Below are 22,146 nucleotides of genomic sequence, written 5' to 3'. Positions count from 1 at the left end.
GCGATGCTGCTTCTGGTCGGGGGCTTTCTTGTCCTGATGCTCATCGGCATACCGGTCGCTGTTTCGATGGCGGTCGCCTCGATCCTTTACCTCGTCATCTACGGCGTGGCGCCCGACATCATCGCAGCCCAGCGCATGATCGCCGGGGTGGAGAGCTTTCCGCTGCTCGCCGTGCCTTTCTTCATCCTGGCCGGCAACCTCATGAACATCGCCGGCGTCACCGGGCGTATCTATTCCTTCGCCCTTGCCCTGGTCGGCTGGATGAAGGGCGGCCTGGCGCAGGTCAACATCATCGGATCGGTGATCTTTTCCGGCATGTCGGGTACCGCGCTCGCCGACGCCGCCGGTATCGGCACCATCGAGATCAAGGCGATGAAGGACCACGGCTATCCGATCGACGCCGCGGTTGGCGTCACCGCCGCTTCCGCCACGCTCGGCCCAATCTTTCCGCCCTCGCTGCCCTTCGTCATCTACGGCATGATGGCCAATGTCTCGATCGGCGCGCTGTTCATGGCCGGCATCCTGCCCGGCGTGGTCATGACCATGCTGATGATGATTACGGTTGCCATCTTTGCCTACAATCGCGGCTGGGGCTCCGACACGCCTTTCGAGCTTCGGCGGCTCGCCGAAGCGGCGGGCGAGGTGCTGGTGGTGGCTGCCTTTCCGATTGGCTGTTACGTGCTTGTGCAGCTTGGCCTGTCGATCAACGTCGCGGTCGGCATCGCGCTGCTGCTGCTGATCGCCGCGGACTGGTATTTCGATTTCTCCGCGGTCATGGCGCTGATGACGCCGGTCATCCTGATCGGCGGCATGACCATGGGCTGGTTCACGCCGACCGAGGCGGCAATGGCGGCTGTGATCTGGTCGCTTTTCCTCGGGCTGGTGCGCTACCGCACGATGACGCTGCGCTTGCTTGCCAAGGCCAGCTTTGACACGATCGAGACGACCGCCTCCGTACTGTTCATCGTAACCGCCGCATCAATCTTCGCCTGGCTGCTTACCGTCAGCCAGGCGGCACAGCTGTTTTCGAACTTCATTTTCGCGCTCACCGAAAACAAGTGGGTCTTCCTGATCCTGGTCAACATCCTGATGCTGGTGGTCGGCTGCTTCCTCGATACGATCGCCGCGATCACGATTCTGGTGCCGATCCTGCTGCCAGTCGCCGCCGTCTACGGCATCAACCCGGTGCATTTTGGGCTGATTATGACGCTCAATCTGATGATCGGGCTTTTGCACCCGCCGCTCGGCATGGTGCTGTTCGTGCTGTCACGCGTCGCCAAGCTCTCGGTCGAGCGCACCACCATGGCGATCCTGCCGTGGCTGGTGCCGCTTATCGTGGCGCTGCTTCTGATCACCTTCATACCCGCCATCACGCTTTGGCTGCCGACCGAGATGGGCTTGATCCGGTGAGTGGCCAGGTGATCGCCGCAACGCTGTTCGGCCCGCAGGACCTGCGCGTCGTTGAGCATCCGCTCGAACCGCTGGCACCAGGCATGGTGCGTGTGCGCTTCGGGGCCGGGGGCATCTGCGGCTCCGACCTGCATTATTTCCGCCATGCCCGCACCGGCGACTTCGTTGTGACCTCGCCGCTTGTCCTCGGCCATGAAATCTCCGGCGAAATCGTCGAGATCAACGGCGCGGCACCCGGCCTGGGCGTCGGCGACCACGTCGCGGTCAATCCGTCACGCTGGTGCGGGCATTGCGCTCGATGCCTGGAAGGCCGCGCCAATCTCTGCGAAAACATCTACTTCATGGGCTCGGCATCGAAGACGCCGCATATGCAGGGCGGCTTCGCCAGTCTGTTCGACGTCGCGCCCGCGCAATGTTTCAAGGTTCCATCTGATGTGGCCTACCAGGCGGCCGCACTTGCTGAACCGCTGGCGGTCAGCCTGCACGCCGTCGCGCGGGCCGGCGACATCAGGGGCCGCAACGTCGTCCTGTTCGGTGCCGGTCCCATAGGCCTCTTGACCATGCTCGCGGCCAGGCTTGCCGGCTGCGCTGAACTGACCGTCGTCGATATCGCCGCCGCGCCGCTCGCCTTCGCACGCAGGTTGGGCGCCGACAGGACGATCGACCTTGCCAGCGGGGACGCCGAGATCCAGTCGCTCGCGGCCGGCGGTTCGCTTGATGTGGCGTTCGAGATTTCAGGCACTGCCGCAGGCCTTGCCGCGGCAATCGCCGGCGTCCGGCGCGGCGGCACGGTGGTCCAGGTCGGCAATCTTCCCGGTGGCCAGATCCCGCTGCCCGCCAATGCGGTGATGGCCAAGGAGATCGACCTCAAAGGCACCTTCCGCTTCGGCAGCGAGTTCGGTCGCGCAGTCGACCTCATTGTGTCGCGGGAGGTGGACGTCCTAAAGCTGGTGACGGCGGAGCGCACGCTTTCCTCCGCCCCCGATGCCTTCCGACTTGGCGCCGACCGCGCTCAAAGTGTCAAGGTCGTGCTGACCGCGGACTGATTGAGGATTCGCAACGTCCCTGTTTTTTACCAGCCCATTGGCGCTTCACCGTGCAGGTACAAACAGAGGATGTGCGACGGACCGTGCCGGCTTCCCAGCATCAGGATAGAGCATACGCGTGTAACCATCATAAGCCGATGCCGCGCTTCTTTCCAAGGCTCCAATCCACGCCCCCCGTATCTGAACACACGACCCCGGTAACTTGATTGCCCAATCGCTTTTCGAGCGACGGCGACCAGGGCACCAGCTTGAATTCGAGTCCATTATCGATCATTGCGAGCCGGCCTGAAGCCAGCAAGAAACGCCGCCGGTAAATCCCAGCCACATGATTGCCGTTGGCGGCCTTCGTGAATGACAGGCCCGTCTCGGCGGCGACGCGGGCACCGAGCGATTCCACCTCATGATCGTGTAGTGCATCGATCAGATTGCGGGCAAAAATGACGCGCTGTCCCTCGCGCCTGGCCAGATCGCGCCTGACAAGGTGATCTACCCGATCTTGCAGTGCCCGTCTTACGTCCTTGCCAAAGCCGCCGTCACCGAATTCGGCGGGCTCGCGTGCAACGAGTTGGCGATCGAGCCAAGTCGCGCCGGAAGCATGGACCTGCTGTTCGATTGAGAGGTCGGAGCGGACGGCGAGCGTGACCCGGCCACCGCCATTTGCACTCGCATCGCGACACAACTCCACGACCGAGCCCGGGTCGGAATCTCCTGCCGCATCAGGATCATGGAAGCGAATGTGGTGCGTGCGTCCATCGATGCCATCGACGATGGCATAGGCCGCGCCGCGCCGTTCGTCATCAAGGCCGCGTTCGAGCAGTCGGCCGATCACGGGCGCATCAATTTTTTCCGCGGCCAGCACGTAGTCGACTGTCCCCTTTTCTAGCCCATGCACGGTGAGACTGCGGTGCATGCGCTTGATGATGTCGCCGCGTTCACCGAGGGCGCGCAAAGTGGCCTCGGCCTCTTCGACCACCATCCATTGGCCGGGACCGATCTCGTTCGCGAGACCCAGGCATTCCAGTTGCCGCAGCCGGCCGACTTTGAGCCCAAGGAACTGGTCGGGATGGCGATCAGGGTGTGGCGCGAGATCAATGATACCATGACGGTCGGCGTCACGAACAAGCTGGCGATCGAGCTGCGTCCAGCGCTCATTGTCGACTTGGTGCTCGATGGCCTGGCGGATGTCGAGGTCGGTGCGGAGCCCAAGCGTCTGGGTGAGAATGTCGCTCGCCCGATCGCGCATGCCTTGGCGGATGTAGTCGCGCGAGATGACAAGACTCTCGCCATCGTCGGCAACGCCGCGAACGAGGATATGAACGTGCGGATGTTTGGTGTTCCAGTGGTCGACGGCTATCCAGTCGAGCCTCGTGCCGAGGTCGCGCTCGATGTCGACCATCAGGTCACGAGTGAAGTTCTTGAGGTCGCCGAGCTCCATTGCGTCGTCCGGTGAAACGATGAAACGGAAGTGATGCCGATCGTCCTTGCAGCGATCGCAGAAGGCGTCATGATCTGCCTCTTTGGTCTCAGGGCCGAACATCCTCGCCTTCTCACCATCACGCGTAACACCTTCGCGGCGAAGATATTTGAGATGGGTGGCGAGTGGCGCAGACCCTCTGAACTGCCGCACCACACGGGTCTTGACGACGGCGCCGCGTGAGCGGTCAGAGATGAGGCGACTGGCGCGGATGCTCGCTGACCTGCCGCGGCCAAACGTTGAAGCTCGCGGGGAGGTGATCCGACCCTCGCATGTAAGGTGACCGCCGGCGCGCTGTGTGGCCGCAAGAGCCTGGAAGATGAAGGGTCGTGCGCGCTGGCCGGCGCGGGAGCGGATACGACCGGGGCGGATGCGAAAGGTATCGTCACGCTTCATGCTAGGCGGCCACGAGGTGCGGTTTCCATTGAAAGACTGAAAAAATGGGGATAGCGCACATCGCTGATTGTGGCAGCACATCGCGAAATGAGTCGAAAATTGTAAGGAAAACATCGGCCGAACCGAGCCGCACCTCGCGGCCCTTTATCCTGCCACTCTCTCTGTCCTCATCTGCGGCCAACCCTTCCGCCGCAATTTCCGCGACGGAACAGGCCGGAATGGAATTGAGGAGGAACGTGGCGATCATCGCGATATGGCTAAAGAGGGCTGAGCGAATAGGCCGGAAACAGCGTGGTTCGATTGGAAATCGGTTTCACTCCGCCGTGGCTCGATCGCGGTCAGGTCCGCAACAGGATGGCCCATTGGCGACTGCATCGCTGACGAATGAATCGCCGCAAAGATCGTCTCGGCATAACCATTGTCATCCGATACAGCGGCGTTCCGAATGTCATGGGGATGCGCAAAGATCGTTGCACGGAGTGAGCTGGCTCTGCCCCTTCTTTGCCGCGCGCGGCGCGGACTGAGAACTGCACCATCGAGCAGCGGCGCGAGTTTCCTAACGTAGTCGACCGTCTCGCGTGGGAGCGGACGGCCGGTCGAGAGATGTTCCGTGTACCGACCAGGACCGGCATTGTAAGCGGCAAGAAAGCCGCTGCGCCCGAAGCTGTCGAGCATTTCGCGAAGATATGCTGCACCTGCAAGAATGTTGTCACGCGGTCGATAGGGATCGTCACCGAGACGGTATTTGATGCGCAGTTCTTCCCACGTCGCCGGCATGATCTGCATCAAGCCCATTGCGCCCTTGCTTGAAAGCGCACGAATATCGCCGACGCTCTCAACATGCATGACGCCGCGCAGCAACCGCTCTGGAATCGCGAAGCGTTTTGACGCTTCCCGGATATGCCGCGACCACGGGCCAGCCGACAAGATCGTCGACTCGGAGTGCGCCGGCCGTTCACCAGAGGAAGCCGCTGCACCAGTTTCGGGCGCCACGAAGCCGAGCATGACACATGCGGCAAACGTCGTCATGCCTCTGTGGACTGCATCCCGCAGACCGCAGAACCGATGCGCCGCCAGCCTGCGACGGTGTTCGCTTCCGTTAAGGGCAGGGGCTCGCCGATCGAACCGGCTTTGCCAAAACTGTGATGAGATCGGTGTCCGGAGCCACAGGCAAGTGTCCGGCCCCCTCTGGGCTGCGTCGCGGGCGATCGGGTCGAAGGGTTTGACCGGCACGCAATGGATCAAAAGGGTTGGCGAGAAAGATTCGTCGAAGGGCTCCAGAAGCATCTGTTCAGCCTCGCCCGTCGCGCTTCGAGGATCGGTTCCAGTGCAGGCTCCAGACGCTGTTCTCTGCATCGGACCGGAACAGCTTGGCGCGGATCGGCTGCGTAAAGGACGGGTCGTCAATTGAGACGGAGAGGTGATCCCCAGCCTTGTCTCCGGCGCGGTCCCAAGCCGCACCGACCGCCATCCCTTCGCAATAGATCAGATAGTCGGGCGCGTTTTCGGTTTTTGATTTCTCGGCAGGCAGAATGGCAATCTTCGCCTCGATTGTTAGCGTGGAGAGATTGCCGAAGAAGCCGTCATCATTGCGCGTGAAGGTTCCGATCTGGGTCATTGCAGTGCTCCTTTCATGAGTGTTAGTGCGCGTTCAGCCGAGCCGTCACGGCTCGCTAGAAAGGGGATCGTGGGTGACCTCCAGCACCGGAGTGGTGGGCTCCGTGGTCCAGACGGGAACCGCGCGGCCAACGATTGATGAGAGCGGGAGCGGGCCGAAATAGCGGCTGTCAAAACTGTCGGCCGCACCCGGGTTCATAAGGAAGACGTCCGCCTCGGCAATGTCGCGGCAGCCCTGCCAGATGGGCAGGGGTCGACCGCGACTGTCACGCTCGCGCGCATGTCCATACGTCTTGCCGTTGACGATGATCGTTGTGCCTTGGCGACAGACGGTTGCGCCTCCCAGTGCTAAAATACGCTTCAGGAGCGGCACATTTTTCGGCAGATACCCGCGTCTTGCCATGAAGGCCGCCAATGGCTCGGGCGGCATGATGACGGCGATATCGGCAATACCGATTTTGTCTGCCGGCTGGACGCGATAGAGCCCGACGGGGATGCTCGCCGATGCGTTCCAGATGGACAGCGGCGGAGGGCTTATCCATGCCGGCGCCGCCGCCAGCACTGCGCCGCTAATCATCGTGGCGATGATCTTTGTGCGCTTGCTCATGACTCGATCCCGGGGCGCAGCAGGCAAGTTTTACGACGCTGGGCCGTGTATCGGCTCGGCTGCTCGCGTGGGGCTATCCGGCTGTGGACATGGCGCCGATTACGCGGCGACATGAACGTCAGGGTTTGCTGCTGTTTCGCCGCTACCACGCGCCGCAGTTGCAATCTCCTGGCTTGCGCGTGGATGGTTTGCGACGCAGCCCAGACCAGGATGGCAGCGTTCCAAATCGCTGCTATGCCGTGCACACTTGCCGCCTCAACGCAGGTCGATTCTTCGCCCGCATGAGAATGGATCGGTCTCAGGTGGCGGGATTTCACCAACAAGACGAGTTGCCACGCCACAACGTCCTGCGTGCCGGGTGGAGCGAAGCCGGATGAGGGGACATGAGGCAGCGCAAATTGCTGCTGAACGGTCTCGCGATACTGCATTGCGGTGCGCCACAGATCAGGAGCTGCGGTCGCGCCTGCCGACATAGGCGGGCGCGCGGGCTGCATGGGGTTTTGCCGGCGGAACATAGGTCGCGTTGGCATCGCTGGTGGAGGTGCGTGCGCCCAGATCTATCCAAGCGTGCAGGTCGTTGATGTCGTAGAGAACGCGCCCGCCGACCTTTCGGTATTTTGGGCCGGTGCCGTAGGTCCGGTGCTTTTCGAGTGTGCGGGCGCAGAGCCCGACGATGTTTGCTGCCTCCTTCGTGCGCAAATACTTTTGGGGCGCGTCCGCGGGACCCTTCGACATCGCTCGATCTCCATTCGGTTCTGCTGTCGTCCTGGCCTGCCGGGACGCGCGAAGTGGACCATGATCGAAATGAGGAAAGGCGAGGGAGGGCAAAGATTGGGGGGTGCGTTTTTGCTACCCCGAAGAAGGACTTCGGCGGCCGGACTTTTCGCTGCGGTTGTGGGGGTAGAAGAGAAGATCGCGATAGCCGCCGGCGACTAAAAAAGCTGCACGGCGTAAGATAGCTCGGACCTTGTGGCGGAGATGATGATCACGCCAATCTCGCGGCACAATCGGCTCTTGCGAGAACAGCACCTCCGCGAGCTGACGATAGGTTGCACCCCTGCGGTGACCATCATGTGCGCGTAAATTGAGGATATGCCGGGTCTTGGTCTGTTGCGGCAGTGCGCCGTAGGATGGACCGGCTGCCCGGCCGTTCAGTGCGCGCCAGAACCGGCGCGCTGCATCGAGCCGCGTCTCGAATGCAGCGTCGAGCGGCAGAAGGATAGCGTTGAATTCACCGGCGCGGTCGTTAGCGACGAGATGACTTTTCCCAATTGAGGTAGACCAAATAATGTGAAGGCCTTCGTCCTGCGGCCAAACGCTGGCTCCGCCAAGGCTGGAAGGTCGAACTGTCTGATCGGATGCAGATACCCGCATGACCCGGAGCACGCGCGGCGAGGCCTGTTCCGTCCAGATGATATTGTCAGCTTTCGGAACTCCGGCAGCGGCAGTTTTGAAATCGCGCGCCCCAACGGGCGGCGAGATCGGGCTGACCGGCAGGTTCTCCAGAACCAGCGGGTTGCGATGCAAGCTGGCTGCACTCTGCCACGAATTCGTCATTCCGGATCAGATACTCGGCAGCGAACTCCGTAGCCTGGTAGCTGCACATATGTGCATACGCCGCCGGATCGGTCCAATCGCCTTGCACTGTTCCTGTCCTCGCCGCGTACCCGGATGTGAGGCGTCGGCGTCAACATTCAGGGGGATAAGGAAGTTGGACGAGTTGGAGAGTCGGCAAAACATTATGCCGATTCAGCAAAGTGGAGCGCCGGTCGCGTCAGTGCGGAGCGCCGCCGGCGAGAAGATATCGGTAGCCGCTGGTCGTCATCCATCGCGCGCGGGCAAGATGGGTCTCCCAGGACCGGAACGCTCGTTCCGGCTCCTGCTCCGGGTCCATATGCAAGACGATCCTGGCCACCTCTCGCCAATCGGCATCTTCGGCTGCCGCGTCAAGCAGGCGAATATAGGTGAGCAGACGCTCCTCGTCATAGCCGGTCAGGACCGGAGCATCCGGCGCAATGTCGGCGACATCAGGATCGAGCAGCGGTTTAGGCATGGTATTTGACCGTTCATATTTCGATCGCGATCTCGAAGGAGCCGTCCTGCAGATCGAGCACCAATCATAGCGAATAGGAACGATCATTCCTAGAACGATAGTTCCCTTTCTGATCCCTAATCCGTCATGAACCTCAAGGAGATCATGGCGGCCAACATGCGTCGTCTGCGCCATGACCAGAACGTGACGCAGGAGGAACTGGCCGCCCGCTCTGGACTGAGCATGCGTTACGTGGGATCGATCGAGCGCGCTCGGGTCTCGGCCAGCATCAGTGTTCTTGGCAGGATCGCCACTGCGCTGAATGTGGACCCCTGCGAGTTGATCAGAAAATCGGCACCGTGAGTTGACGCGGGAAGCACCGCGAATTTTCGATGATCGGCGAGGCAACATGCAGGAATGAAGTCTCCAGTCGCGAACACGACCGGTAGTCGCCCCACAGACCGACGGAGCTCGTTGCGCAGCGACTGCGCTCAACTTGTCGGGTAAAAGAAGAGCGGCCCCACCCTGTTCGTCCGGGCGGAGCCTTGGTCGGGGCCTTACTCGGCGTTGCGGCGCCCGTTGGGGCGGGACCAGACGAGGCTGAAGCCTTCGCCTTCCTCATCGTTGAAGAGGTTGGCGTAGATCGGAGCAGTGAAGCTCGGATCGTCCAGCTTCATGCCGAGATAGTCGCGGCCGTCATTGGAGCGCTTGGACCATGCGGCGCCGATCTCGACCTGCCCGACGAAGACACGGTGGCTGGGGGCGCTGTCACCAGAGCGGTTGGTCTCGGGCACGACCCGGACGTTCTTGGTCTGGAGCGAGAGGGTCACGATTTCGCCGGTGAACTCGTTGTTGCCGGCCCTCTTGAAGGTTCCGATTATCGCCATGAGTTTTCTCCTTGAACTCTGTTTCGAGCCCGCACCGTTGCGGCCTCGATGGCGATCGGCGGGCCGGAGGCGATCGACGCCGCATCGCTTGCGACCGCAGCGCCAGCGGAGGATGGCAGCCAGGCGACTTTGTTGTTTGGCGAGGAATGACGGCGCAGCCGGCAGGGGAAGAAAGTCGATCGGCGCCATTGCGGCTTAGGCGATCGAGGCGCAGCCGACCTTCGGCCAGATCAGCCCATTAAAGAGGCCGTTTGGAGTGGCCCACCAGATAGAGACATCAACGGAGAACCTGGCGATACCGTCGCTGGCGAAATCCCGGCCACGAGGATCAGCGGCGTCGATGCTCCTCTGTACAGGCAGTGCGAGTCGCAAGCTGTTGTCAGCACCGCGCTTAAGACACGGTTCAAGTCACGGCTGACGTGCATCACCGGATATCCGCTATCTCTGGAACGAGACGGCACGCCGTGGTGGATTCGAACTGTGCGTCGCGCGATGCCGTGTCAGCGACAACGCTAACAATGCGACGGCCGCTCAAGAACAAGCATCCTGCCCACGCCGGTGTTCGATGAGTTCGCCCAGATCCGGCCCCTGTTCGGTTGAACAGGCGTCGTTATTCGCAGCTGTAATGCCAGCTGCGACGCAGCTGAAACGTTGACGGCAAGCGTGACGGCGTCGCGCGCCTTTGCCAGGGCGCGGACTTGAGTATCGCATAAGAGGGCGGCGCCGCGCCGCCCGACCGCGGCCGTATTGTACAATCGACAAAGGGTAGGGCGGGCAGCGCTTACGCGCCGCCTCCCTTGGGGCGGAAGTCGAGGACTGGGATGCCGAGCTTTTTTGCCTTGTCAGCAAGATTGTCCTGAATTCCGGTCCCGGGAAAGACGATGACGCCTATCGGCAGCAACTCCAGCATTGCGTCATTGCGCTTGAACGGAGCGGCTTTGGCATGCCTTGTCCAATCAGGGGCAAAGCCGATTTGGGGTACCTTGCGATGATCTGCCCAACAGGAGGCGATTTTTCGCCACCCGTCGGCGATTTCCCGTGCATCAAGACCATGTCGGGATGCCGGGCGTGGACCTGGTCGAGCTTGGCCCAGATCAGCTGGTGGTCATTGAAGTCGAGCCCAGCGGTGAAGGCGATTTTCGGGCCAGGTGGCAGAAGGACTTCCTGCGAGGCACGTTTCTTGGCGCTGAGAAAGTCGCGGCTGTCGATCAGCGCAGAGGTCAGGTTCCGGTGGTTGACCATCGATCCGCTGCGCGGTCGCCAACTGGATCCGGTGTGGCGCTCATAGTGCTCCGCGGCCTGATCACGCATCAGTTCGAAGGCGCTTTGGCGTTCGATCAGCGTCTGCCCTTCGGCCGTCAGGCGTTCCAGCTCGACGGATTTCACTTCGCTGCCGTCCTGCTCACACTGGCTGCGGCGTTGCGCCTGCTCGTTGTGGTCGAGCTCGCGCTCGATCCGATCTGCGGCGCGGTGAAAGATGTTGACGGTCGACCATAGAAGATCGTCGAGATCGGGCTCGAGGCGAGTGTCTTGCAGTGCCACGATGAGGGCGTCGAAGATGTCGGCGATCGCGCCGGCGACGCAGTGGCCCTCTGGAAGCGGTCGAGGATCAGGCTCATCCGCGAAGGGCCGGTAGCCATAGAGCTGGAGTTCGGTGAGGACTTGGTCGATGGGTGAAGACGAGTGCTGTGGTTCGTAGTCGTTATGCTCGCTCATTGGATGCTCCGCCGGTTGGACCGCGACCCTCGCGGCCTTCATGGCGACGGAAGCCGGCGGACGGGACGGACCTGCACCCGCAGCGAAGCGAAGGGCCGGAGTGTCAGCGGAGGAGGGGGAAGGCCGGCTATTTTGCTTCGCGATGGAAAGCGCTCCCTTGGGAGCGCGCCGGAAAATAGTCGGCCGAAGACATTGCGGGTCTGGCTCGTTTGCTGGCCGATCGCCCTCTCGAAGGCCCGCAGGCGCGGTTCTCTCCGACTTCGGGGGCATCCGAGCGATGCAAGCGACAGCGGACAGGTTGTTCGTTCCAAATTATCCCGCCACTGCCATGAAACGGGCGATGTCCTGCGGCGCGAGCTGGACACGCGCGCGTGCTCGAAGATCATCCACGCCAAGCGTACAGAGATCTTCGTTGAAGTCTCCAAGTGTCGGCGAGAGCTCAATCGCCTCAATCCCGGCAGCATTCGCTCTTTTGATCAAGGTGTCACGTGCGCCGTCGCCGGCTGGATCGGCATCGCGCACGATGTAGAGCCGTCTCAGCGTGAGGGGGAACAGCATGGCAGCGAGATGGGCTGCCGAGAGTGCCGCTGCCATAGCCATATCGGGCAGGATGCACCGAAGCGACAAGACGGTCTCGATGCCTTCGCCGCCCGCCATGACGTCGCCCGGCAGGCCAAAGCGAACCGCGTGACCGAGAAGATCGCCCATCGCGCGCTTCGGCGTACCGACCGGTGCCTTGCCCCTGCCGGAAGGATCAAGCCAGGTGCGATGTGCGCCAGTCAAATGGCCGTCGAGATCGGTGACGGAAGCGATCATCGCCGGCCAGGTCTCGGTCGGCGCGTGTTCGTCGGGCCGGTAGTAGCAGTGCGGGTGAAAACGCAGGCTTTCGGTCCCGTGCAAAGCGGTAATACTGCGGTTGCGCAGATACGCCTCTACGACTGTACCCGCAATCGGCTGCGACATCGCAAACAGCCGACGCGCTGCTCCCGATGATCCGGATGGCGTGTCTACCGATTTCTGCCGGGGAGAAATCTGCTCTGGTTCGGGATGCGGGAAGCCGAGAAACGCCATTGCTTCATTGACAACGTCCTTGAAGTTGCTGAAGCCGCGGCTTTCCCGAATGACGTCCAGAAGGTCGCCATGCTCGCCAGTCGCCGCATCGGCCCACTTGCCGGCTGCTCCTTTTCCGCTCGCTGACCCGACGAGTCGCACGAACATGGAGCGGCCCGGCGTGTTTTGCACGTCGCCGACAAGCCAGTAGCGGCCCTCGCGATGCCCGTTGGAAAGATAGTGGCGACAAACCGCCTCGGCCGGCCGGGCGCGGGGGTGCGGCAGTTCTGACGCATCGTGGCGGGGCATCATGCATCCTCCCGCGTGTCGGTGCGCTGCATGGGATAGGGTTCCCGCAGCTCGGCCCAATTCGCGGGTCCGAGTGCCTGCGGCTTAGTGGGATGGGCCGACCCGGCGCGAATCTCGACTGCGAGGCGGTCGATGCCTCCACTGCTGGTCTTGGGCGCGATAAGGCGCGAGTGGCTCGCCACTTCAGCTACGAGGTCAGGCAGGTCCTCGATCCAGATGTCAGCCTTGATGCGGGCCTGGGACTGGGAGAACACCAACTTCCTGAAGGTGATGTCTCGCGAGGACAAAAGGGTAATTTTCTGAACGGTAGTCGCCATCGGGATGTACTCCGAGACGGGCAGTCGAGAGCCTCTCTCTCGAGCTTCAAACCCGTCATGGAGATCCCGGCACTCCTTGTCCTCTTGTGCTTGGCAGCCAACCGAAGTTGTCGCGGGATAGCAACTCAGTCACGGCGCTCCTGTTTACAAACGCGGCTGCAACATACAAACGTGCAGCAGCGCGCCACGGCGCTGCGATGAACAGGAGCGCGGTCGGTAGCGTGCGACACCGAGGCTATGCGGCTGAGCTCCATCGCGAATAGAGCGCTTTTTGCGACGGGAAAACGATTTGGACGTGGGTGGTCATCACGGGCGGCCTGCCGCTAATCGTCGCCAGCAATAACGTTGCCAGCCAAGAAGCGAAGGAGATAGTCCGATTCCCTGCTCGCCTGAGAGGCGGCGCGGGGCGCGCAGGCGTTGCGGCGCAAGGGGCCATGCCGGCAGTGTCGATACTGAACCGATGGTCGAATCCCCTTAGGAGTGTGTCTGGCCGGACTGGAAGCAGAGGCCAGCCAAAGACTTGGTGGCGCAATCACGCCGATTGACAGGTCGAAGGCGCCTCTTCGCCGCAGCACCTCCGGGCGGCGGTTTTCGCAGCGGGTTTTTTGGACAAGAGTTCTCTAGCAGGACCGTATCCAGAATGGCGAGACAGAACGGCGTGCTCAACGAGATCCGCGAACAGCTTGGGCCTAAGGACTGCTGAGGACTTCTTATTGAAAATCCCCGACCAATTCGACGAAACCACGCCATTGCGCGTCGAAATCGCTGCGCGAATTGCCTTTCCCGACGGCTCGATGAGTGCAGCAGGCCTACGTAAGGAACGTGACGCCGGTCGGCTTGAAACGGAGCTAATCGCCGGAAAGGAATACGTGACCTTGATAGCAATCACGAGGATGAGGGAACTATGCCGCGGACGTCGAAAGGGCCACGCCTTGTATGGCGTGACGAAAGCTGGAAAAAAGATGGAACGCTCCGAAACAAAGCTGGATGGTTTATCCGCGATGGGACCAGCTTCATCAGCGCTGGCGGCGGCGAAAAAAGCCGTCCGGGAACTGAAGCGGAAAAGGCGCTCGCCGCCTACATCGGAAGCAAATACCACCGAGCGCGCGGAGCCGAGGAAGTCTTAATTGCCGATGTGGTCAACCTCAACCTTAAAGAGGTTGCACCGAAGCACGCCACACCAGAAGAGACCGCGGCTCGGCTGGACAAAATCCTTGATTTCTTCGGCGAAAAAACTCTCGCCGCCATCAACGGCAAACTCTGCCGCGAGTACGTTGCCTCGCGCCCAACCGAAGCCGCGGCGCGCCGCCAACTCGAGGATCTTCGTGCCGCCATCAACTATTACCGCAAGGAGGGTTATACAACCGCCGCACCGACCATCACCCTGCCTGACAAGGCCGTCGCTCGCGAACGCTGGTTGACCCGCGGCGAGGCGGCCGCACTCATATGGGCCGCCTGGCGAATGAAGCAAACATGGAAGGGCCAAGAGAGTTGCCGGCGCACCGGGCGACATCTCGCGCGCTTCATGCTCGTCGCGCTTTATACGGGAACGCGCTCGGCCGCAATCTGCGGTGCCGCCATGCGTCCAACCAAAGGGCGCGGTCATGTGGACCTCGACCGCGGTATTTTCTATCGGGGTGCCACCGGCGCAAGGAAGACCAAGAAGCGCCAGCCCCCCGTACGCTTGCCGGAGCGGCTGCTAGCGCACCTCAGGCGCTGGGCGCGCACCGATCTCCACATCGAGACCAAATCGCGCGGCAAAAGTGCGAACATCGGTCGCAAAATATCGCAGGATTTTGTTGTCGAATGGAATGGAAAGCCGGTGCAGTCGATAGACAAGAGCTTCAAGAGGGCGCGCGAAATCGCCGGCTTAGGGCCCGACGTTACTCCGCACGTGTTCCGCCACACCGCGGCGACTTGGATGATGCAGGCCGGCACCGATATGTGGCAGGCTGCCGGCTTTCTTGGCATTACAGTGGATGTCCTGATTGAAACTTACGGTCATCATCATCCTAATTTCTTGGCAGACGCCGCCGAGAAGATCACGAAGAAGCCGGTTTTCTCCAGGTCGCCGCAAACCGTTCCCAGTATGACTCAAATCACGAGATACGAACGCGGTGTGCTCATCCCACAGGTTTCCCACAGATACGGCGAAAGGACACGCGACCAGTCGTGAGCGAGCGTGGCGAAGGAGCCCAGGAACTTAACGGCTTTCTGGTAGCGCACATCGTTCGGGGCGATGGGGTCGCAGGTTCAAATCCTGCCACTCCGCACCCCCGCTCAAAACACACAGTTCTTCGGCACGATCGGTAAAGACCTGCGAGCACTCGCGTCCGGCAAGCTCGACGAGATCGCCGGGAGCGGGCACAGGGCGATCCAGGGGAGTATCAAGTGCCCGGCTACTCAGCGGGCCTGCTCCATATAATGTTTTGCTGCCCTTCGCGTCGATAGGGACGCCGGGTAGCGCAGCTCAGTGGTGCATGAGGCAGAGAACATCGCGATAAGCGCCGTCGCCGTGGGATCTGGCGTCCAGCGCCAGCTCCGCGTCATTGGCAACATAGCCGACGTTGGGCTTCGCGTCAGCTCGGTCTCGAACACCGCGATCACTTCCGGCCCTCGAGCCAAGCCGGCTTGAGCCACACGCCCTCGCTCTTAGCGTAGATTGTGAAGAACCTGTTGACGTCTGCTGAGCCTGAGCGAAGCGGATGCAAGTCAGATGAAGCTTCACTGTTTTTCGAAGCCTACAATCCCTTGAATGACAGGCGATGGCCTGTATCGCTTGAGCACACCGGGGTGACGATGAAATGTCCGTAAGACGGACAGCGTTCATTCATTAACGGAGGCAGTTCGTGATCCCGAGTCCGGTTCAATGGGGCGGCCTAAGGAGCGTCAGCATAGCGCCGCCGCGGCCGAGACGCGGGATTGACCGCTCTCGTCAAGGGGATTTGCGCGCGCCGCGCAGCTTGAGCTCAGCCTTGGCTTGCCTCCCTGGCGCCGGTCGTCGTCTCGTCGTTCTGCACCATCGCCAGCGCAGTGCCGGGCTCGCCCTCCCATAGGATCAGGCTCGCCGCGCCGACCAGGCCTGCCCGGTCGCCAAGTTCGGCCGGAACGATCGGCACGTCGCGATAGGCTTGCATGGCGCGCTGCTCGATGGTCGCCCTGATGGTCGGTGCCAAGAGGTCGAAGCCGTTGGAAAGGCCGCCGCCCATGACGATCAGGTCGGGCGAGTAGAGATGCAGGAGGTTGGTGAAGCCGATGCCCAGCCACTGCGCCTCGGCCTCGACCAGTCCGCGAGCCGCCACATCACCCGCCCGCGCGGCCTCCACGACGTGTCGCGCCGAGACGTCGCCATTGTTGGAAAGCCGCCGGAGCAGCGAGCCGTCGCCCGGCACGGTCAGCCGTGTCGCCCGGCGTCCGAGCGCCGTACCGGAGGCGACCGCCTCGAAGCAGCCGACGGCGCCGCAGAAGCAGCGGTCGCCTTCGCCGGTGATGGTCATGTGGCCGATCTCGGCCGCCAGCCCGCGTCTGCCGTGATAGACGTGGCCGTCGGCGATGACGCCGCCGCCAATGCCGGTCGACACGGTCACGAATACCAGCGATCCGGTGCCGCGGCCGGCGCCGAAGCGCCATTCGCCAAGCGCCGCCGCATTGGCGTCGTTCTCCAGCCGCACCGGTAGGCCGAACTGCCGGCTGAGGATGTCGATCAGCGGCACATTGTGCCAGCCGGCCAGTGTCGGCGGCCCGATGACGATGCCCGCCTTGGGGTCGAGCGGACCGGGCGCACACATGCCGATACCGGTGACTTTCGCTTGTGGGTGCTCCTTGAGCAACGTGTCCGCTAGCGTGATGATTTGGCCGATCACCGCCTTCGATCCTGCGCCGGCAAGCGTCGGCGCCGAGACGCGGGCGACGACGTCGCCACCGCGCTCGACCAGCGCGCCGCGCAGCTCCGTGCCGCCGAGATCGAAGGCAAGCGCAAGCGTGCTCATCAGGCGGCTGCTTTCAGCCCGTGCAGCCAGGCGATGCGTTGCGCAAGGTCAGGGTCACCGAAGGCGAGCGAGCCCAGCACCACGGTGTCGGCGCCGGCGGCGCGCAGCAGCGGCACCGTCTCATGGCGGATGCCGCCATCGGCGGCGAGCACGATGTCGGCCTCGCGGCCGGCTTTCCTGATCAGCGCGCGCGCCTCGATGAGACGCGGGCAGGCCTGCTCGGACAGGCTCTGGCCCTTGACGCCGATCGAGGTGCCGAGAAGCGTGACGAAGGTGACCTCGGGCAGGAAAGGCACGATTGCCGCGACCGGCGTCTCCAGCCTGAGCACGACCCCGGCCTCGGCGCCGAGCTCATGCGCCAGCTTGACGGCGCGCAAGCCCGCCTCGCCATTCTCGGCATGGATGGTGATGAGGTCGGCGCCGGCCTCGATGAACTGCCGCGTCTGCGCCTCGACGATTTCGGCCTCGACCATCAGATGCACATGGATCGGCTTCGCCGTCAGCTTGGCGATGCGCGCCACCAGATCCGGGAAGAACAGGAAGCCGGGGGTGAAGCGGGCGTCGGCGACGTCAATGTGATGTAGATCGGCATGGGCCTCGATGCGCTTCAGGTCGCGCTCCATATTGGCGAGATCGGCCGACCACAGCGAGAATTCGCCGAGCAGCCGGTTGCGCGGCAGAGCGGCTATCGCGGCGGGGCCTGAGAGAGATTTGCTGATCATGACGGAATGAGGCTCCGGACGTTCGAGTGGGCGTGAAGGAAGGCCGAGATCTCGGCGTCTAAATCGGTGAAATGCCTGGCGCTGTCGAGCGCCTTGGGGGTGATCTCGGCGAAGATCCCATTGGGGATGACTGCGGCGAGCGTATAGGCGGCCGACAGCGGGTGGACCGCGTCGCTGGCGTTGCCAATGGCCAGCGTCGGGATGCGCAGGGCGGCGGCGTCGCGCTCGGAAACCCCGGGCCCGTCGGCGGCGATGTTGGCGAGCACCTGCGCAAAGGTGTGGGCGTCCGATCGGTCGAAATAGCCGAACAGCGAGGACAGGTTGTCGGGCGCCTCGCGGTAAAGCCGCGTCGCCGTCTCGGATTGCGCGAAGATACTCCGCGCCCTGTCGGCGCCACGGTCGAGGATGAGTTCGGCGACCTCGGTTATAGGCTGCATGTTCACCGGTGCTGCCGTGAACGTCCACGCCGGCCGCACCAGCACCAGCGCGGCGACGCGGTCGGGATGGCGGCAGGCGAGGCGGAGCGCGATCGCGGCACCCATCGAGACGCCGCCGGCAACGAAGCGGTCGAGGCCGGCCTGGTCGGCGGCCGCGAGCACATCGTCGGCGAAAATCTCGAACGAAAATGGCCGTCGCTCGCCAATGCCGGAGCCGCCATGGCCGCGGCATTCCAGCGTGATGCGACGAAAGCCGGTGGGGAAGGTCTGCGCAACCTGCGCCTCGCCGCCACCCAGCCCGTGCTGGAAGACGACCGCCAGCCCGTCGCCCGTATCGGAAACCCGAAGCGCGGCGCCATCGCGGAGCAGGATCGTCGGGCGCGCCATCACAGCAGCCCCTTGAGGAAACGGGCGACGCCGGGCGCTTCCCCGGCCGAAAGCCCATGCGTCACCAACGGCCCGTCGAAACCTGTTGCCTTCAGCCGGGCGATGAAGTCGGCGAAGTCGACGACGCCTTGCCCGGCGGTGGCGAAGCGGCCGTCGGCGAAACGGTCCTTGGCATGGGCCATGGCGACATGGCTCGCCGTGCGCTCGACTGCAGCCGCAACCATGGCGCGCGCCTGCGCGGCATCCGCCTGTTCGAACAGGTTTGCCGGATCGAGCACGATGCGCAGCCGCTTCGAACCCATCTCGGCGATGAGCCGCATCGCGTCACGGGCGGAGGTGACGATGTTGGCCTGTTCAGGCTCGATGCCAAGATCGACACCGTAACGCTCGGCGAGTTCGAGCGCCTTTTCCATCTCGACCGCCATGTCGGTCCATGCCGAGGGATCGGCATTGTCCGGATGGTGCCCCCATTGGTCGTCACGATTGCGCGTTCCGGTGCAGAGCGTGACGAGTGGCGTGTAAAGCCTTGCGGCGGCTTCGATCACCACCGCCAGCCGGCGCAAGCCATCGTCGCGTACCTGCTTGTCCGGATGCGCCATGTTGTAGGTGCCGGACAGCGCCACGAGACCGACGCCGGAGCTGTCGACTGCGGCATCGATTGCCCGGATCGCCCCTGCGGGAACATCATCCGGCATCGACGGCAGGCCGGCGCAGGCGAGATTGAATTGGGTGACCGCAAAACCTGCGTCACGGACAGACGCCAGCACGCCGGCAGGCTCGCTACCCGGGAAGGTCTTGGCGAACACCCCGATCTGCATCAGACCGCTCCAGTCACGCTGGCGACCTCGACGCGTTCGCTGCTTTCGACCGAGCGCGCGATCGCCACCATGGCGCGGATTGATGCGAGCCCGTCGTCGACATTGGCGCCGCGCATCGGCTTGCCGTCGAGCACCGTCTCAGCGAGGCCTTCGAGCTGGCGTCGAAAGAAATGGCCGTCAGCGCCGAGCGGCTTTCGCGAGGTGGCGTCCTTCTCGTGGAAAATGTCGACTTCACTCGCCCGGAAGTACCAGGGATTGAAGGTCTTCGCGACCACCGAGCCGTTCTCGCCATAGAGCTGAAAACCCTCGTGCCAGTCCATGCGCACGGCGACGGTGAGGTCGAGATGGCCGAGCGCGCCATTGGCGAACTCCGTTTCGACGAACCAGCAATAAGCGCCGAATTTCTCGTTGAGGCGGGCGCGCACGGCGGTGATCTCGCCGCACAGGAAGCGCGCCGTATCGACGAGGTGCGAGCCATGCGCCAGCATGAAATACTGTCTGGGATCCGCCTTCGGGTTGCCGGCCGGCTTGCGCGCCAGCTTGCTGGTGACGGGCAGCGGCTGCACCGCGTCGGTGTTGGTATAGCGATGGGTTGAGTCACAGTACCAGGCCTTCAGCGCGAGGATCTCGCCCATCTCGTCGCGTACGAAATCGCGCGCTGCCTCGAGCGCCGGATCGAAGCGCTTCATATGCCCGACCTGCAGCACCTTGCCGGAACGCCTGACCGCATCGGCCAGCTTTTCACCTTCCTCGACCGAGACGCCGATCGGCTTTTCACACAGCACGTGCTTGCCGGCTTCCAGAGCCTTGATCGACATCGGCACGTGATAGGCGTCGGAGGTGGCGACGATCACCGCTTCCAGCGCAGGGTCGGCGAGCATCGCGTCATAGTCGCCATACATCTTCTGCGCCTCGTAGGTCGCGCCCATACGCGCGAGCAGATCGGGTGCTGCGTCGCAGATCGCGTAGAGATCGGCATTGCTCGCCTTCACGCAGGACGCCAGATGCGCGAACTGCGCGATCGGCCCGCAGCCGAGCACACCGACACGAAGGCGACGGTCTTTCTTGCGCATCATCGTCTCAGGCTCCGTAGCCGCGCATGGTCTGGCGGTTGGTCTTGACCGCGCCGGCCGGATCGGCGGCGGCGGTCTCGGATTCTTCCTCCAGCACCAGCCAGCCATTGAAGTTGGGTGCCGCACTGGCGATCTCGATCACCTTCGCCGTGTCGCAGACGCCCTTGCCGAGCATCGCCCAGGTGCCGCTCGCATCGACATCCTTAAGGTGCACGTAGCAGATGCGATTGCGATAGGTGGTGAGCGTGTCGGCCATGTCCCTGTGGCCGCGCAGGATGTGGCCGGTGTCCGGCACCCAGCCGACCAGCGAGGCATCGAGCAGCCCGAAGATGCGGTCGTAATCGGCGCGATCGTAGAGCAGCGTGTTGTGGTGCGAGCTCGGATGCACCGCGACCTGGACGCCGGCCTTGCGGCCGAGTTCACCAGCCTTGTTGTAGACCTCGGCCGCAATGGCGAACTTGTCGTCGCGCGGACCGTCCGACACGACGGTGGCCGAGCCCATGGACACCATCGCGCCCGGAAAGGCGGCGGCGAAATCGATCCAGCGCTTGGCGGTCTCGAGGTCGGCGCCGATCTTCTCCTTGAGTGTGAAGCCGCTGTCCGAACCGAAGGCGAAGGAGACCAGCGTCAGGCCGGATCTCTTCAGCGCCGCAGCGAACTCCGCCGGCTTGCCGGCATAGCGGCCGATCATCGTGTCGGTGATCTCGATACCGGCATAGCCGCCATCGGCGATCGCTTTGAGCAGGTCGTCGGGGCCGCCGGCAAAGCGGTCTCCGAGCATTTCCCAGGTGAAGGTCTGGCAGCCGACTTTGAGGTCTTTCACGTTCATCCTTTCATTCCTTGATTCTACCTGCGTAGGCCTTCGATGATGTGGCGCTGTAAGAACAGCATCGGCACGATCAGCGGCGCTGTGACGACGCCCGAGGCCGCGGCAATATCGGCTGTCAGCAGAGAAGGTCCAATCCATCGATTTCGATGCGCGGCCTACTCCATCAGTTCTCCGTGGGAGGGACATGCTACTTGACCGAGCCCGCGGTCATGCCGGCGAGGAAGAATCTCTGGGCAACGAGGTAGATGAGCAAGAGCGGTAGCGAGCCGAGCACGCTCATCGCCATCATCTGGTTCCATTCGAAGGCGTGCTGCCCCATCAACAGCTGGATGCCGATCGGGACGGTGCGCATGGACGCTGACTTCGTCAGCGTCAGCGCAAACAGAAATTCGTTCCAGCACAACAGGAAGGTGTAGACCGACGTCGCCACGATACCAGGCAGTGAAATCGGGACGATCACCCGCCAGAGTGCCGTCCAGCTGCTGCCGCCGTCGACAGCCACCGCTTCATCGAGATCGCGGGGCAAGGTGTTCAGATATCCCGTCATCAGCAGGATCGCGTAGGGCAGCGTAAACACCAGGTAAGTCAGGATCAGTGCGACGTAGGTGTCGAAGATGCCATACGAGACGACAAGCCCGAAGAAGGGGATCAAAAGCGTGATCGGCGGGATCGTCTGCGTGCTGATGATGAGCGTGTTGAGGCTGCCCTTGCCGCGGAAATTGAAACGGCTGAACCCATAGGCCGCCAGCAAGGCGATCAGCACCGTCAACACTGTCACCGCTCCGGCCACGAAGTAGCTGTTGAAGAAGAAGCGCAGCTTTACCGGGTCGCCAAGGATGGCCGCATACGCTTCCAGCGTGAAGGCCTTCGGCAGGACGGTTGGTGGCAGGGCAAAGATTTCGGTATTCGACTTGAACGAGCTGCTCAGCATCCAGTAGATCGGGAAGGCCGCGAAAAAGAGCCCTGCGGCAAGCGCGACATGGAGCGCGACGGTGATCAGCCTGTCTTTCGGCGAGTGCCTTTTCCTCAT

General features: G+C 62.8%; 24 protein-coding genes, 1 tRNA gene and 1 pseudogene. 5 read left to right on the top strand and 21 right to left on the bottom strand.

The window, feature by feature from the left end; genetic code table 11:
* Window positions 1-3 precede the first annotated feature (3 nt).
* Entirely contained in the window at window positions 4-1,410 is a 1,407-nt protein-coding gene (locus tag NKH17_RS10075; RefSeq protein WP_352895651.1) for a TRAP transporter large permease, read from the top strand.
* Complete coding sequence (locus NKH17_RS10070) at window positions 1,407-2,456, top strand: L-idonate 5-dehydrogenase (RefSeq protein WP_352895649.1); 1,050 nt, start codon at window positions 1,407-1,409, stop codon at window positions 2,454-2,456. The genes NKH17_RS10075 and NKH17_RS10070 overlap by 4 nt, the downstream gene beginning before the upstream one ends.
* Window positions 2,457-2,583: 127 nt before the next feature.
* Here NKH17_RS10070 and NKH17_RS10065 read toward each other — a convergent pair whose 3' ends face one another.
* The 10 genes from NKH17_RS10065 to NKH17_RS10020 form a co-directional block, all read right to left on the bottom strand.
* Window positions 2,584-4,326: a relaxase/mobilization nuclease domain-containing protein gene (locus NKH17_RS10065; RefSeq protein WP_352895647.1), complete on the bottom strand. Its 1,743-nt coding sequence runs from the start codon at window positions 4,324-4,326 to the stop codon at window positions 2,584-2,586.
* Between the two features lies 1 nt (window position 4,327).
* Window positions 4,328-4,573, bottom strand: coding sequence for a hypothetical protein (locus tag NKH17_RS10060; RefSeq protein WP_352895645.1), 246 nt, complete (start codon window positions 4,571-4,573; stop codon window positions 4,328-4,330).
* The gene (locus tag NKH17_RS10055) at window positions 4,570-5,355 is read right to left on the bottom strand and encodes a lytic transglycosylase domain-containing protein (protein WP_352895643.1); all 786 of its coding nucleotides are present in this window, start codon (window positions 5,353-5,355) and stop codon (window positions 4,570-4,572) included. Before NKH17_RS10055 ends, NKH17_RS10060 begins: the two co-directional genes overlap by 4 nt.
* 262 nt (window positions 5,356-5,617) lie before the next feature.
* Window positions 5,618-5,944 (bottom strand): DUF736 domain-containing protein, encoded by a 327-nt coding sequence (locus NKH17_RS10050; RefSeq protein ID WP_352895641.1) that lies wholly within the window; start codon window positions 5,942-5,944, stop codon window positions 5,618-5,620.
* A 45-nt stretch (window positions 5,945-5,989) separates the two neighbouring features.
* Window positions 5,990-6,550, bottom strand: coding sequence for a S26 family signal peptidase (locus tag NKH17_RS10045; RefSeq protein WP_352895639.1), 561 nt, complete (start codon window positions 6,548-6,550; stop codon window positions 5,990-5,992).
* Window positions 6,547-6,978: a replication initiator protein A gene (locus NKH17_RS10040; protein WP_352895637.1), complete on the bottom strand. Its 432-nt coding sequence runs from the start codon at window positions 6,976-6,978 to the stop codon at window positions 6,547-6,549. The genes NKH17_RS10045 and NKH17_RS10040 overlap by 4 nt, the downstream gene beginning before the upstream one ends.
* A gap of 16 nt (window positions 6,979-6,994) precedes the next feature.
* Window positions 6,995-7,285, bottom strand: a complete 291-nt coding sequence (locus NKH17_RS10035; protein ID WP_254818552.1) for a helix-turn-helix transcriptional regulator — start codon at window positions 7,283-7,285, stop codon at window positions 6,995-6,997.
* 114 nt (window positions 7,286-7,399) lie between these two features.
* Window positions 7,400-7,924 (bottom strand): DUF2285 domain-containing protein, encoded by a 525-nt coding sequence (locus NKH17_RS10030; protein ID WP_352895635.1) that lies wholly within the window; start codon window positions 7,922-7,924, stop codon window positions 7,400-7,402.
* A 46-nt stretch (window positions 7,925-7,970) separates the two neighbouring features.
* On the bottom strand, window positions 7,971-8,156 hold the full coding sequence (locus NKH17_RS10025; protein WP_352476789.1) for a transcriptional regulator domain-containing protein: 186 nt from the start codon (window positions 8,154-8,156) through the stop codon (window positions 7,971-7,973).
* Window positions 8,157-8,324: 168 nt separating this feature from the next.
* Window positions 8,325-8,603: a DNA -binding domain-containing protein gene (locus NKH17_RS10020; protein ID WP_352895633.1), complete on the bottom strand. Its 279-nt coding sequence runs from the start codon at window positions 8,601-8,603 to the stop codon at window positions 8,325-8,327.
* 126 nt (window positions 8,604-8,729) lie between these two features.
* Here NKH17_RS10020 and NKH17_RS10015 point away from each other — a divergent pair, with 126 nt between their 5' ends.
* Complete coding sequence (locus NKH17_RS10015) at window positions 8,730-8,945, top strand: helix-turn-helix domain-containing protein (RefSeq protein ID WP_023674290.1); 216 nt, start codon at window positions 8,730-8,732, stop codon at window positions 8,943-8,945.
* A 194-nt stretch (window positions 8,946-9,139) separates the two neighbouring features.
* Here the strand turns inward: NKH17_RS10015 and NKH17_RS10010 are convergent, their stop codons facing one another.
* From NKH17_RS10010 to NKH17_RS09995, 4 genes and pseudogenes are all read right to left on the bottom strand, one after another.
* Window positions 9,140-9,469 carry a DUF736 domain-containing protein gene (locus NKH17_RS10010; protein ID WP_352896004.1) on the bottom strand — a complete coding sequence of 110 codons (330 nt, stop codon included), beginning with the start codon at window positions 9,467-9,469 and terminating at the stop codon, window positions 9,140-9,142.
* Between the two features lie 781 nt (window positions 9,470-10,250).
* A pseudogene (locus NKH17_RS10005) lies at window positions 10,251-11,185 on the bottom strand (DUF2493 domain-containing protein).
* Between the two features lie 312 nt (window positions 11,186-11,497).
* Entirely contained in the window at window positions 11,498-12,544 is a 1,047-nt protein-coding gene (locus tag NKH17_RS10000) for a DUF7146 domain-containing protein (RefSeq protein ID WP_352970781.1), read from the bottom strand.
* On the bottom strand, window positions 12,544-12,861 hold the full coding sequence (locus NKH17_RS09995) for a hypothetical protein (protein ID WP_352896052.1): 318 nt from the start codon (window positions 12,859-12,861) through the stop codon (window positions 12,544-12,546). The genes NKH17_RS10000 and NKH17_RS09995 overlap by 1 nt, the downstream gene beginning before the upstream one ends.
* 904 nt (window positions 12,862-13,765) lie before the next feature.
* Here NKH17_RS09995 and NKH17_RS09990 point away from each other — a divergent pair.
* Complete coding sequence (locus tag NKH17_RS09990; protein ID WP_352895631.1) at window positions 13,766-15,037, top strand: tyrosine-type recombinase/integrase; 1,272 nt, start codon at window positions 13,766-13,768, stop codon at window positions 15,035-15,037.
* 9 nt (window positions 15,038-15,046) lie between these two features.
* A tRNA-Pro gene (locus NKH17_RS09985) sits at window positions 15,047-15,134 on the top strand.
* A 696-nt stretch (window positions 15,135-15,830) separates the two neighbouring features.
* Here NKH17_RS09985 and NKH17_RS09975 read toward each other — a convergent pair.
* The 7 genes from NKH17_RS09975 to NKH17_RS09945 form a co-directional block, all read right to left on the bottom strand.
* Window positions 15,831-16,850, bottom strand: a complete 1,020-nt coding sequence (locus NKH17_RS09975) for an ROK family protein (RefSeq protein WP_352688768.1) — start codon at window positions 16,848-16,850, stop codon at window positions 15,831-15,833.
* Window positions 16,850-17,572, bottom strand: coding sequence for a ribulose-phosphate 3-epimerase (locus tag NKH17_RS09970; protein WP_254818563.1), 723 nt, complete (start codon window positions 17,570-17,572; stop codon window positions 16,850-16,852). Before NKH17_RS09970 ends, NKH17_RS09975 begins: the two co-directional genes overlap by 1 nt.
* On the bottom strand, window positions 17,569-18,396 hold the full coding sequence (locus tag NKH17_RS09965) for an alpha/beta fold hydrolase (protein ID WP_352895628.1): 828 nt from the start codon (window positions 18,394-18,396) through the stop codon (window positions 17,569-17,571). The genes NKH17_RS09970 and NKH17_RS09965 overlap by 4 nt, the downstream gene beginning before the upstream one ends.
* On the bottom strand, window positions 18,396-19,214 hold the full coding sequence (locus NKH17_RS09960) for a sugar phosphate isomerase/epimerase family protein (RefSeq protein WP_352895626.1): 819 nt from the start codon (window positions 19,212-19,214) through the stop codon (window positions 18,396-18,398). The genes NKH17_RS09965 and NKH17_RS09960 overlap by 1 nt, the downstream gene beginning before the upstream one ends.
* On the bottom strand, window positions 19,214-20,290 hold the full coding sequence (locus tag NKH17_RS09955; protein ID WP_352895624.1) for a Gfo/Idh/MocA family protein: 1,077 nt from the start codon (window positions 20,288-20,290) through the stop codon (window positions 19,214-19,216). Before NKH17_RS09955 ends, NKH17_RS09960 begins: the two co-directional genes overlap by 1 nt.
* Before the next feature lie 4 nt (window positions 20,291-20,294).
* On the bottom strand, window positions 20,295-21,116 hold the full coding sequence (locus tag NKH17_RS09950) for a sugar phosphate isomerase/epimerase family protein (protein WP_352895622.1): 822 nt from the start codon (window positions 21,114-21,116) through the stop codon (window positions 20,295-20,297).
* 187 nt (window positions 21,117-21,303) lie between these two features.
* Window positions 21,304-22,146 carry a carbohydrate ABC transporter permease gene (locus NKH17_RS09945; protein WP_254818568.1) on the bottom strand — a complete coding sequence of 281 codons (843 nt, stop codon included), beginning with the start codon at window positions 22,144-22,146 and terminating at the stop codon, window positions 21,304-21,306.

The organism is Mesorhizobium sp. M1334, assembly GCF_040317995.1.
In the GTDB taxonomy this organism is placed as follows: domain Bacteria; phylum Pseudomonadota; class Alphaproteobacteria; order Rhizobiales; family Rhizobiaceae; genus Mesorhizobium.
The sequence above is the reverse complement of the archived record's forward strand: the minus strand, read 5'-3'. Positions and strand labels throughout refer to the sequence as shown.